Raw genomic sequence first — 12,305 nt, forward strand, 5'->3', positions numbered from 1 at the left:
AATAAAATTATAAATAATTATTTTTTTATAAGCTCTGATTGTGCTGCTGCTAATCTAGCAACTGGAACTCTATAAGGAGAGCAAGAAACATAATTTAAACCTGCATCTGAACAAAATTTAATACTTTTAGGGTCTCCACCATGTTCACCACAAATTCCAAGTTTTATTGATTTGTTTTGTTTTTTTCCTTGTTGAACAGCAATTTTTACCAAATCTCCAACTCCTTCATCTATTGAAACAAATGGGTCAATAGAAAAAATTTTATTTTCCAAATAATCATTTAAGAATTTTCCACTATCATCTCTGCTTATTCCAAAAGTTGTTTGGGTTAAATCATTTGTTCCAAAACTAAAAAATTCTGCGTGTTTTGCTATATCTCCAGCTTTGATTGCAGCTCTAGGAAGCTCAATCATTGTTCCAACTAAAAAATCTACCTTTATTTTTTTTTCATTTTGTACTTCTTTAGCAGTATTAATTACTAATTCTTTCATCAATTTTATTTCTACTTCTGTAGAAACCAAAGGGATCATTATTTCAGGAAAAGCTGATTTAACTTTATTTTTTTTAAGCTCACAAAGTGCTTCAAATATTGCTCTACATTGCATCTCATAGATTTCTGGAAATGAAATTCCTAATCTACACCCTCTATGACCCAACATAGGATTTTGTTCATGTAGTTCATTAATTCTATTTTCAATTTCTTTAACAGGTAAATTTACAACAGATGCTACCTCGCTTATCTCTTTATCTGTTCTTGGTAAAAATTCATGTAATGGTGGATCAAGCAATCTTACAGTGACAGGTAAACCGCTCATAATTTTAAAGATTTCCATAAAATCTTTTTTCTGATGTGGTAAGAGTTTATCTAATGCTTTAGCTCTATCTTCTTTAGTTTTTGATAAAATCATCTCTCTAACTGAAAGAATTCTTTCTTCATCAAAAAACATATGTTCTGTTCTGCAAAGACCAATGCCTTCTGCACCAAATTCTCTAGCAGTTTTCGTATCTAAAGGTGTTTCAGAATTAGTTCGTACTTTCAATTTTCTAAAACCGTCTGCCCAGCCCATCAATTTTGAAAAATCTCCCGAAATTTCTGGTTGAACTGTTGGAACTTCACCTAAAATAACACGTCCGGTGGAGCCATCTATAGTTATAACATCACCTTCTTTAATTGTTTGAGATGCTGTTTTAAAATATTTATCATCATAATTAATTTCAATTTCACTTGAGCCTGAGACACACGGTCTTCCCATTCCTCTTGCAACAACAGCTGCGTGACTAGTCATTCCTCCTCTTGCCGTTAAAATTCCTTTTGCTGCATGCATTCCATGAATATCTTCTGGTGAAGTTTCAACTCTAACTAATATAGTATCTTGCATCATACCATTTAATCTTTCAGCTTCATCTGAACTAAATACAACTTTGCCTGATGCAGCTCCAGGAGATGCTGGAAGACCGTTTGCAATTACTTCTATCTTTGTTTTTTCATCTAAAGTTGGATGTAATAAAGTATCAAGTGAATGAGGGTCAATTCTTAATACAGCTTCTTTTTTTGAAATAAGTTTTTCTTTAACCATATCAACTGCAATCTTTACTGCAGATTTCGAAGTTCTTTTTCCTGATCTAGTTTGCAACATCCACAATTTTTGATTTTCAACAGTAAACTCGACATCTTGCATGTCTTTATAATGTTTTTCTAATTTTTTAAGAATTTGATCTAGTTGTTTATAAACCTTTGGCATTGCCTCCTCCATGGATAGAGCATCAACACCTGCAGACTTTCTCGCTTTTTTAGTAATAAATTGTGGTGTCCTAGTTCCAGCTACAACATCTTCACCTTGGGCATTAATCAAATACTCTCCATAAATATCATTTGCTCCATCAGATGGATTTCTTGTAAATACAACTCCGGTAGCACAATCATCTCCCATATTACCAAATACCATCGATTGGACATTTACTGCCGTGCCCCATTCTGAAGGAATTTGATTCAATTTTCTGTATACTTTTGCTCTATTGCTCTCCCAAGATAAAAACACTGCACTTATAGCTCCTAACAATTGTTCAAAAACATCTTGTGGAAAATTTTTACCTGATTTTTCTTTTACTGTTTTTTTAAAATCCTCAATTAAACCATCCCAATCATTTTCATCTAAATCAGTATCTAACAAAACTCCTTTTGTAAGTTTATAGTTTTCAATAAGTTCTTCAAAATGATAACCTTCAACACCCATTACAACATTTCCATACATTTGGATAAATCGTCTATAGCTATCCTTAGCAAATCTTCCATTCGAAGTTTTCCTTGAAAGAGCATCTACAGTCTTGTCATTTAATCCTAAATTTAAAATTGTATCCATCATACCAGGCATAGACACTCTGGCTCCAGATCTCACTGATAATAACAATGGATTTTTATTATCACCAAACTTCTTGGAAACATCTTTTTCTACTGTTTTTAATTCTTGTTTAATTTGATTGATTATTTTTTTACTTAATTTCTTTTTATCTTTATAAAAAATCTTACAGACCTCAGTGGAAATAGTGAAACCTGGAGGAACAGGCAAACCCATTCTTCCCATTTCAGATAAGTTCGCTCCCTTTCCACCTAAAAAATTTTTTGGATTTTTTATCTTTTTAGTGTCTTTTGATTTAAAGTTTAAAATTAGTTTTTTCATTATGTGTTCTCAAGTTTTGAGAAATTTGTAAAATTTTCGAATGTTTTACAGAACATTTGTAAAAGTTCCAATCTGTTTTTTTTAATCACTTCATCTTGATCATTAACTTGGACATTATCAAAAAATGCGTTCAATGGCTCTTTAGCGCTCGCAAGAAAAGAAAATGTCTCTTCATAATTTTCAGTTTTATCTATAGAGGAGAAATATTTCCTAATTTCATTAATCTTTGTATGAAGATTTTTTTCAAATTCAGTTTTAAAAATACCAGGGTCAGTTGAATTATCTAACTTAGTTTTGTTTTTATCGCTTTCAAGAATATTTAGCGCTCTTCGGTAAATTGCAATAACGTCTTTACCTGTCGGCTCTAATACTAACTTATTTAGTGATTTCGCTTTTTCAAATTCAAATGAAATATTGTTTAAATTAAGATTCTCTATAGAGGCATCCACTATATCTTGTCTTAATTTTTTTTCTTTCATGTAATATTTAATTCTATCTTTAAAAAAAACTTCTAATTCTCTTCGTAGATTATTATTTGTTAATTTTAACTCTTGGGTCTCAAACAAACTTATTGAATAATTAATTAGATCTTTAATTTTAAAATTTTTTTTATTCTCAACTATTATTCTAATCAAACCAAGTGCAATTCTTCTCAATGCATAAGGATCTTTGGAGCTTGTGGGTTTTTTATCAACACCAAAAAAACCAACCAAAGTATCAATTTTGTCAGAAAGTGATAATGCAATACTAAAAGGTTTTTTTGGTATTTTTGAATCAAGACCTATCGGTAAATACTGTTCGCTTATCGCAATGCAAATATCTTTTTCAAAACCTTGTACTTCTGCAAAGTATCCTCCCATCAAACCTTGAAGTTCTGGAAACTCGCCAACTACTTCAGATATTAAATCCACTTTGCAAATTGACGATGAGAGCTCTACTTTTTCTTTGCTAATTAAAAGATCATCAGAAATCATTGACCCAAGTTTTCTCATTCTTTGTGCCTTATCATAGTATGTGCCAAGACCTTCAAAATAATTCATTTCTTTTAATCGGGATACTTGCTTAACTAAATTTTTCGATTTATCTTTATTCCAAAAAAATTCCGCATCATTTAATCTTGCTTCTACAACTCTTTCATTACCAAGTTTAATTAATCCTTTTTTATCTGGCTTATTAGCAACAACTACAAACTCGTTGGTAATTTCTCCTTTATTATTATATGTGGGAAAGTATTTTTGATGATGTTGCATTGTAATAATTAAAATTTCTTTTGGAATTTTTAAAAATCTTTCATCAAATTTGCAGACAATACAATTGGGTTTATCTGTTAAATTAATTACTTCATCAATAACATTTGAATTTTTATCAATTATGATATTTCTTTTCTTTTCTATTTTTTCAAATTGATTTTCTATATTTTTTTTTCTCTCATCTTGATCAACAATTTGACCTATCTTTTTTAAACTTGATAGATAACTTTTATAATCATTAAAGACTTTTGCTTTTTCTTCGTAATGAGTATCTTCAAACGTAATATTACTTGAGGTTATGTCATGAAATTTAAACTCAATTTTTTTTTTATCATAAACTGCCAAAATAGACTTTAAAGGTCTACCCCAGGTTAAATTGCCTGATCCCCATCTCATTGACTTTTTCCACTGAATTTTATTTAAGTTTTCAAATATAATGTCTTTTAAAATGTTTTTAGTGTTTAACGTTTGTTTTTTTGTTCGAAAAAAATAAAAATTTCCTTTTTCTGTCTCTTTAATTACTAAGTCTTTTTTTGTTATCTTATTTGATTTTAAAAAACCTTCTAATGCAACATTTGGTGCTTTAATATTTGGTCCTTTAATTTCTTGAGATTTTATTGTTATTTCTTTTTTTAAATTTTCAAAAACAATTACTAATCTATTAGGTGTTGATTTTGAAAAACAATTTGTAAATTCAATTGATTTGTCTTTAAAGTTTTTTTTAAAACTTTCTAACAGATCAGTTCTTAGTTTTTTTTGCAATCCAGAAGGAATCTCTTCACTAAATAATTCTAAAAAAAATTCTGACATTTATTTTTGACTCTCTACCCAAACAGCTGCTGCTGCTTTGGTAATATCTCTAATTCTAGCTATATATCCAGCTCTTTGTGCAACACTAATAGCTCCTCTGGCATCTAAAATATTAAATACATGACTAGCTTTCAAACACTGATCATAAGCTGGTAAAGATAATTTTTTTTCTGCCAATGATTTAGCTTCTTGCTCATGCATATCAAACATTTTTAATAAATTTTCAACATTTGCATTTTCAAAGTTATAAATTGAAAACTCTTTTTCTGCTTGATGATAAACATCTTTATATAACAATCCTTCTGAATTCCAGACCAGATCATAAACATTGTCTTTCTTTTGTGTAAACATACATATTCTCTCCAAACCATATGTAAGTTCTACTGACACGGGCTTACAATCAAATCCTGCCATTTGCTGAAAATATGTAAATTGAGTTATTTCCATACCATCACACCACACTTCCCACCCTAAACCAGCTGCACCTAACGTTGGACTTTCCCAATCATCTTCTACAAATCGAATATCGTGATCATCATGGTCAATACCAATTGATTGCAAACTTTTTAAGTAAAGTTTTTTTATATTATTTGGTGATGGTTTGATTAAAACTTGAAATTGATAATAATGCTGTAAGCGATTTGGATTATCTCCATATCTACCATCAGTTGGTCTTCTAGATGGCTGAACATAAGCAGCTTTCCATGGCTTTGGGCCCAATGATCTTAGTGTGGTGGCAGGATGAAAAGTTCCTGCTCCAACTTCCATATCATATGGCTGTAAAATAACACAACCTTGCTTGCTCCAGAATTTCTGAAGATTTAAAATTGTGTCTTGAAAAGATTGAATTTTTTCCTGACTTTTTTTTTTAGAAACCATATCTTTGCCAAATAGATCTTTCTTCAACAATGTTAGCAAATTGATCAATATGATCGGAGGAAGTTGACAATTTCTTGCTCAACCAGCCTTTTGATTTTTCAAACTTCTTAATTTCAATATCATCTCCAAACTTTTGTCTTAAAATCTCATTTGCATCACCAATTCCATCAATTAATCCCAGTTCTTTTGCTTTAGATCCTGACCAAAACTCTCCAGAAAATAATTCAACATCATTTTTATTTAGTTTTGATCCTCTACTCTCTTCCACAACGTTAATAAAATCTTGGTGAAGATCCAATTGAATTTTTTTTAACCTTTCTATATCTTCAGGTTTCTCTTCCATAAAAGGATCGAGTGTGCTTTTATTTTTTCCTGCTGTATGCACTCTCCTCTCAACTCCAACTTTCTTAATCAATTCTGTAAACCCAAATGAAGAATAGATAACCCCAATTGAACCAATTATTGAGCTTGAATTAGCGTAGATTTCATCACCTGCACACGCGATCAGATATCCACCGGAAGCAGCTACGTCTTCTGCAAAAACAATCACTTTAGTATTGTTTTTCTTAGCTTGATATCTGATGAATTTATAAATTAAATGAGATTGAACTGGAGAGCCCCCAGGTGAATTGATTGTTATAGCTACGCAAGCAGATTTTTTAACTTCAAAAGCTTTTTTTATTAAATCTTCTTGTCCAGCAAAATCAATACCTTGTTTGAATTTTCCAACATTTCCTATTACACCATTCAATTTTATATGAGGTATAATTTTTTTCTTTTTAAAAAGTGAAAACATAGCAAATTTTATAAGTTTTTTATGAGATTATAAAGACATCTTATAATTGAAGTTTGAGGTGCGTCAATTGATAAGTGATATTTATAATCTAATTATACTAATTATTGACCATCAAAATATGGGAACTGTAGTACAGCTAAAAAATAAAATAAATAATTCTTACTTTCAACTTAAGGATTCTAACGAACAAAAACTTACTTTGGTTGAAGAAAGAATCGAAAAAAAATTAGACAGTAATGTGGAATTAGTCAAAGAGATGACTGGTTATCACATAAGTACTGGTGGCAAAAGATTAAGAGCATTGTTAACACTCATATCATCAAAATTATGTGGTTATACTAGTGGCTCAAGAGATGTAAATCTAGCAGCATGCGTAGAACTTATTCATAGTGCAACTCTTATGCATGATGACGTTATCGACAATGGATTAATAAGAAGAAATAAAAAAACTTTGAATAATATTTGGGGCAATCAATCGTCAGTTCTTATAGGTGATTATTTGTTAAGTAGATGTTTTGAAATGATGGTTGAAGATGGAAATTTGGAAGTTTTAAAATTATTATCATCAACTTCATCAAAAATTGCTCAGGGAGAAGTTTTACAACTACAGCACAAAAGTGAAGTGGATATGTTAGAAGAAACTTATCTTAAAATCATTACAGCAAAAACAGCGGAGTTGTTTGCTGCAGCCACAAAAGTTGGAGCGATTGTATCTAATGCTGATAATAAAAAAAAAGAAGCATTAGAATTTTATGGAAGAAACCTAGGATTAACATTTCAAATTGCTGATGACACCCTTGACTATAATTCTGAATTAAAACTATTTGGAAAAAAAATAGGTAAAGATTTTTTTGAAAGTAAAATTACTCTACCCATAATACTACTTTTTCAAAAGATATCTGAAAACGAAAAGGAAAAAATAAAGAATATTTTTTCACAAGAAGATAAAACTAATGGTGATTTTGAGTATGTTTTATCTCTAATAAAAAAATATAATATTATTTCAGATTGTTATAAAAAAGCTGAGCACTATATAAACCTCGCAGCTAATTCTCTTAGCGCATTCGAAGAAAGTGAAGATAAGAAAATAATGAAAAATTTAACTTCCTTCAGTCTTGAGAGAGATTTTTAGGGACTCAACAAAACTTTATCCCAGCTATCTTTCTCATTTTTAATATACTTCAATCTTTCGTGAATTCTACTATCGCCATCTAACCAGAACTCAATAGATGAAGGGGACAAATTCCAACCTGACCAATGATCAGGCCTTGGAACATTAGCTTCATCTGGGTATTTATTTTTATACTTTTCAATAGAATTCATTAATTCTTCTCTATTTTTTAAAATGCTACTTTGTTTTGAAGCCCAAGCTCCTATTCTACTTTCATAACCTCTAGTATCATAATATTTATCTGCCACTTCATTTGATACTTGGCTTACTTTTCCAATAATCCTTATTTGTCTTAATAAACTTTTCCAGTGAAAACACATTGCCACATTCGGATTTTCTTTAATATCATTACTCTTTTTACTATTTAAGTTTGTGTAAAATATGAAACCCTTAGAGTTAAACTCTTTAAGTAAAACCATTCTAACAGATGGAATACCTTCTTTTGTTGAGGTGCTCAAAGCCAACGCATTTGGATCATTAGGTTCATTTTTTTTTGCTTCCTCAAACCATTTTTCAAATAATTGATATGGGTCTGATAAATCTAGAAAACAACTATTTAGTCCTAATGTGTTTTTTTCGTTCATAATTTTAACAAAATAATTTATACAATATAAATAATGTCATTTAACACTTTTGGAAAGATATTTCGATTTACTACATGGGGAGAATCTCATGGTCCAGCAATTGGCTGTGTGGTTGATGGTTGTCCTCCTTTAATTCAATTAAATGAAAGAGATATTCAATTAGAATTGGATAGAAGAAAGCCAGGACAATCTAAATTTACAACTCAAAGAAAAGAAAATGATAAAGTTCAAATATTGTCAGGTGTTTTCGAGGGTAAAACTACAGGGACGCCAATATCTATGATCATATACAATCAGGACATGAGATCAAAGGATTACGGAGAAATTAAAGATAAATTTAGACCAGGACATGCTGATTTTACATATTTTAAAAAGTATGGAATTAGAGATTACAGGGGTGGAGGCAGATCATCGGCAAGAGAAACCGCTGCAAGGGTTGCTGCTGGAGCAATAGCAAAAAAAATTCTAGAAAAAAAATTAGGTAAAAAATTCAAAGTAACAGGAGCTGTTACGCAATTAGGAATTCTTGGTTGTGATACATCAAAATGGGATAAAAAATTTATAAATAAAAACCCTTTCTTTTGTCCAGATAGATCAATGTTAAAAATATGGGAAAAATATCTTTTAAGTATCAGAAAAGCTGGTTCTTCTTGTGGTGCAGTTATAGAAGTTAGAGCGAATGGTGTTCCTGCAGGTCTGGGTGCACCAATTTATTCTAAACTAGATATGGATCTAGCATCAGCAATGATGAGTATAAATGCAGTCAAGGGTGTAAACATTGGTTCAGGTATGAATTCAGCCCAATTAAGTGGAGAACAAAATTCTGATGAGATATCTCAAAATAGAAATAAATTAAAATTTAATTCTAATAATGCTGGTGGTATTTTAGGTGGTATTTCGTCTGGACAAGAAATTATTGTTTCATTTGCAGTTAAACCAACTTCATCAATACTGACATCTAGAAAAACAGTAAATAAATTTGGAAAGAACACCACAATATCTGTAAAAGGCAGACATGATCCTTGCGTTGGAATTAGAGCTGTACCAGTTGGTGAAGCAATGATGAATTGTGTATTATTAGATCATCTATTGTTACACAAGGCTCAATGTAAATAATTACTTTTGTTTTTGTAAAATTACATTTGAATTGATTAAATCCATAATTTTTTCTTCTATAGAAATAGAATCCAATAGAGCTTCGGAATACATTTTTTCTGGCTTATCTTGATCAATAAAAAAATCAGGAAGGATCATGGATCTAAATTTTAAGTTTGAGTCTAATAGACTCTTTTTAGTCAAAAAATTCACAACATGTGATCCAAATCCACCAATAGCACCTTCCTCGATAGTTAAAATAGATTCATGCGTAGTTGCTAATTGCCAAATTAGATTTTCGTCTAATGGTTTAGCAAATCTTGCATCTACAATAGTAATGTTCACTCCTTTTTTTTTTAAATTTTCAGAAGCATTCATGACCTCTGACAATCTTGTACCAAAATTAAGAACAGCTAATTTTTTACCTTCTTGTAAAACCTTGCCTTTTCCAATTTCTAATGTTTCCGAAATAGGAGGTAATTTTGTTCCTATACCTGTTCCTCTGGGATATCTAAATGCACAAGGTTTATCATTAATATTGACCGAAGTATTAATCATCCTAGCTAATTCAGCTTCATCACTTGCAGCCATAATTATAAAATTAGGTAGAGTAGATAAATAAGTAACATCAAAACTTCCTGCATGAGTTGGTCCGTCAGCGCCCACTAAACCTGCGCGGTCAATTGCAAATCTCACAGGTAGACTTTGAATTGCAACATCATGGACTATTTGATCGTAGGCTCTCTGCAAAAAAGTTGAATAAATGGCTGCATAAGGTTTGTACCCTTCCGTAGCCAATCCTGCAGCAAATGTAACAGCATGCTGTTCAGCTATACCAACATCATACGTACGATTAGGAAATTCTTTTCCAAAAATATCTAAGCCTGTTCCTCCAGGCATTGCTGCCGTTACAGCAACAATCTTACTATCCTTTTTTGCATGTTCAATTAAAGTATTTGCAAAAACTTTTGTGTAAGATGGCTTCGTATCTGATGCTTTTTCTTGTTTTCCTGTTCCAACATTAAATTTGGACACTCCATGATAATGATCATCTGCTGTTTCAGCAAAAGAATACCCTTTACCTTTCTGTGTTTTTAAATGAATTAGGATTGGACCTTGATGTTTAGATTGTTTAACATTCTTTAATATTGGAACCAGAGTTGATAAATCATGTCCATCTATAGGACCAATATAATAAAAGCCTAATGAATGAAATAAAGTTCCACCAGTTACTGCAGATCTAAATAAATCTTCAGCTTTACCTGCTTTGGCACTAAATCTTTTTGAAAATGCAGAGGTAATTAATTTAATTGTTTCTCTCAAACTAAAATAAACTTTACCTGAAAATATTTTTGCAAGATAAGTGCTCATTGCTCCAACTGGTTTTGCTATAGACATTTCATTATCATTTAAAATAACAATCATCTTTGCCTTTGAGCTACCTGCATTATTCATAGCTTCATAGGCCATTCCAGCACTGATTGCACCATCTCCAATAACTGCAACTACATCATCATTTTTGTTAGAGAGTTTATTGGCTTCTGCTATTCCTAATGCTGCTGAAATTGATGTTGAACTATGTGCTGCACCAAATGGATCATATTCACTTTCTGATCTTTTGGTAAAACCAGAGATACCACCTCCTTGTCTTAATGTTCTTATTTTATCTTTCCTTCCAGTTAATATTTTATGTGGGTATGATTGATGACCAACATCCCATATCACTTTATCTTGAGGTGTGTTAAAAACATAATGAAGTGCCACTGACAACTCCACAACTCCGAGACTTGCACCTAAATGACCTCCTGTTGTGGAAACAGCATCAATTACCTCTTGTCTTAGTTCGTCAGCAACTATACTTAAATCTTTTTCTGAAATCTTTTTTAAATCTGTTGGAAAATTAATTTGATTTAAATATTTATAATTCTTAGTCATTTTTCTCGATTTAAAATAAAATCTATAGTTTTATTAATCTTATTAGAATTATCTCCATAAGATCTAAATTTTTTTAAAATATTATTTTTTAATTTTTCACTATAATTAATAGTATTTTTGTACCCTAGTAAACTAATTAAAGTTGCTTTCCCTTTCTTTTCATCTTTGTGTGTTTTTTTTCCAGCAGATAAAGATGATCCTTGGAAATCAATTAAATCGTCTGCAACTTGGAAAAGGAGACCAATTTCAGAACCAATATTAGCAAACTTAGATATTTCTCTTACATTTCTTTGTTTAATTATTAAAGGAGTCATACAACAAAAGCTAAAAAGCTTACCAGTCTTTTTTATTTCCATCTCAATAATTCTTTTTTGAGAAACTTTTTTATGTTCAAAATTTAAATCAAGATATTGACCACCAGCAATACCCTGGTGCCCTGAACATTCTGATATTTTTTTAATTAATTCTAATTTAATTGAGTCTTTTAATTTTAATTTGTTACTGCTTAAAATTTCATATGCCAAAGTAAGAAGAGAATTGCCAGCAAGAACAGCTGTAGATTCTCCAAATTTTTTATGAGTCGAGGGTTTGCCTCTTCTCATGTCATCATTATCCATGCATGGAAGATCATCATGTATCAATGAATAAGCATGAATACATTCAACAGCACTACCTATTATAATTAATGTTTTGTAATCAATGTTAAAAATATATCCTATATCAGCTAAAATCTTTGATCTAATTTTTTTTCCTCCAGAAAATAATCCATATGACATTGGAGAGATAAGCTCAGTTTTTTTTTGTGATTTAATAAAATTTTTTAAAAATAAATTAGTATCTTGAGCAATTTTTATTAATTCCTTATGCATCTGTTTTGTTTGTTATATCTTTAATTTTTTCTTTTGTTTCTGAAGAAATTTGTTTGTTATTTTGCTGGAATTTTTTTTCAATAAGATTATTTAGTTGTAACAGTTTTTGATAATTATCTATTGAACTTTCTAGATTATTTCCTTTTTCTAAAAAATCTACAATTTTATTTGCTTCATCTTTCAATTCTTGTAATGAAAGAGAAGTATATTCAATTGGTAAATTTTTATCTTTCATATA

Annotated in this window: 10 protein-coding genes; 2 read left to right on the plus strand and 8 right to left on the minus strand. The window is 30.4% G+C overall.

The window, feature by feature from the left end; translation table 11 throughout:
- Window positions 1-17 precede the first annotated feature (17 nt).
- From ppdK to ACTT9P_RS06650, 4 genes are read right to left on the minus strand one after another with little or no spacing between them, the layout of a single operon-like run.
- The gene (gene ppdK, locus ACTT9P_RS06635; protein WP_440909906.1) at window positions 18-2,678 is read right to left on the minus strand and encodes a pyruvate, phosphate dikinase; all 2,661 of its coding nucleotides are present in this window, start codon (window positions 2,676-2,678) and stop codon (window positions 18-20) included.
- The gene (glyS, locus tag ACTT9P_RS06640; protein ID WP_440909907.1) at window positions 2,678-4,738 is read right to left on the minus strand and encodes a glycine--tRNA ligase subunit beta; all 2,061 of its coding nucleotides are present in this window, start codon (window positions 4,736-4,738) and stop codon (window positions 2,678-2,680) included. Before glyS ends, ppdK begins: the two co-directional genes overlap by 1 nt.
- Complete coding sequence (locus ACTT9P_RS06645) at window positions 4,739-5,617, minus strand: glycine--tRNA ligase subunit alpha (RefSeq protein WP_440909908.1); 879 nt, start codon at window positions 5,615-5,617, stop codon at window positions 4,739-4,741. It abuts the gene before it with no gap.
- Window positions 5,607-6,413 carry a S49 family peptidase gene (locus ACTT9P_RS06650; protein ID WP_440909909.1) on the minus strand — a complete coding sequence of 269 codons (807 nt, stop codon included), beginning with the start codon at window positions 6,411-6,413 and terminating at the stop codon, window positions 5,607-5,609. The genes ACTT9P_RS06645 and ACTT9P_RS06650 overlap by 11 nt, the downstream gene beginning before the upstream one ends.
- A gap of 118 nt (window positions 6,414-6,531) precedes the next feature.
- On the opposite strand from ACTT9P_RS06650, the gene ACTT9P_RS06655 reads away from it, so the two are divergent.
- Complete coding sequence (locus ACTT9P_RS06655) at window positions 6,532-7,545, plus strand: polyprenyl synthetase family protein (RefSeq protein ID WP_440909971.1); 1,014 nt, start codon at window positions 6,532-6,534, stop codon at window positions 7,543-7,545.
- Here the strand turns inward: ACTT9P_RS06655 and pdxH are convergent.
- Window positions 7,542-8,168: a pyridoxamine 5'-phosphate oxidase gene (gene pdxH, locus ACTT9P_RS06660; protein WP_440909910.1), complete on the minus strand. Its 627-nt coding sequence runs from the start codon at window positions 8,166-8,168 to the stop codon at window positions 7,542-7,544. The genes ACTT9P_RS06655 and pdxH overlap by 4 nt on opposite strands.
- A gap of 33 nt (window positions 8,169-8,201) precedes the next feature.
- Here pdxH and aroC point away from each other — a divergent pair, with 33 nt between their 5' ends.
- Window positions 8,202-9,284, plus strand: coding sequence for a chorismate synthase (gene aroC / locus ACTT9P_RS06665; RefSeq protein ID WP_440909911.1), 1,083 nt, complete (start codon window positions 8,202-8,204; stop codon window positions 9,282-9,284).
- Here the strand turns inward: aroC and dxs are convergent, their stop codons facing one another.
- From dxs to ACTT9P_RS06680, 3 genes are read right to left on the minus strand one after another with little or no spacing between them, the layout of a single operon-like run.
- A complete protein-coding gene (gene dxs / locus ACTT9P_RS06670; RefSeq protein ID WP_440909912.1) occupies window positions 9,285-11,198 on the minus strand; it encodes a 1-deoxy-D-xylulose-5-phosphate synthase in 1,914 nt (637 codons plus the stop codon).
- Window positions 11,195-12,067 carry a polyprenyl synthetase family protein gene (locus ACTT9P_RS06675; protein ID WP_440909913.1) on the minus strand — a complete coding sequence of 291 codons (873 nt, stop codon included), beginning with the start codon at window positions 12,065-12,067 and terminating at the stop codon, window positions 11,195-11,197. Before ACTT9P_RS06675 ends, dxs begins: the two co-directional genes overlap by 4 nt.
- Window positions 12,060-12,302, minus strand: a complete 243-nt coding sequence (locus ACTT9P_RS06680; protein ID WP_440909914.1) for an exonuclease VII small subunit — start codon at window positions 12,300-12,302, stop codon at window positions 12,060-12,062. Before ACTT9P_RS06680 ends, ACTT9P_RS06675 begins: the two co-directional genes overlap by 8 nt.
- Window positions 12,303-12,305: the final 3 nt, after the last annotated feature.

The sequence above is a fragment of the Candidatus Pelagibacter sp. genome (assembly GCF_052048095.1).
Taxonomy (GTDB): Bacteria; Pseudomonadota; Alphaproteobacteria; order Pelagibacterales; family Pelagibacteraceae; genus Pelagibacter.

What these genes read in the sequence shown, in the direction of transcription:
- aroC (WP_440909911.1), top strand. Translation starts at nt 8,202, where the DNA reads ATGTCATTTAACACTTTTGGAAAGATATTTCGATTTACTACATGGGGA.
- pdxH (WP_440909910.1), bottom strand. Translation starts at nt 8,168, where the DNA reads ATGAACGAAAAAAACACATTAGGACTAAATAGTTGTTTTCTAGATTTA.
- ACTT9P_RS06655 (WP_440909971.1), top strand. Translation starts at nt 6,532, where the DNA reads ATGGGAACTGTAGTACAGCTAAAAAATAAAATAAATAATTCTTACTTT.
- ACTT9P_RS06675 (WP_440909913.1), bottom strand. Translation starts at nt 12,067, where the DNA reads ATGCATAAGGAATTAATAAAAATTGCTCAAGATACTAATTTATTTTTA.
- ACTT9P_RS06650 (WP_440909909.1), bottom strand. Translation starts at nt 6,413, where the DNA reads ATGTTTTCACTTTTTAAAAAGAAAAAAATTATACCTCATATAAAATTG.
- ACTT9P_RS06645 (WP_440909908.1), bottom strand. Translation starts at nt 5,617, where the DNA reads ATGGTTTCTAAAAAAAAAAGTCAGGAAAAAATTCAATCTTTTCAAGAC.
- ACTT9P_RS06680 (WP_440909914.1), bottom strand. Translation starts at nt 12,302, where the DNA reads ATGAAAGATAAAAATTTACCAATTGAATATACTTCTCTTTCATTACAA.
- glyS (WP_440909907.1), bottom strand. Translation starts at nt 4,738, where the DNA reads ATGTCAGAATTTTTTTTAGAATTATTTAGTGAAGAGATTCCTTCTGGA.
- ppdK (WP_440909906.1), bottom strand. Translation starts at nt 2,678, where the DNA reads ATGAAAAAACTAATTTTAAACTTTAAATCAAAAGACACTAAAAAGATA.
- dxs (WP_440909912.1), bottom strand. Translation starts at nt 11,198, where the DNA reads ATGACTAAGAATTATAAATATTTAAATCAAATTAATTTTCCAACAGAT.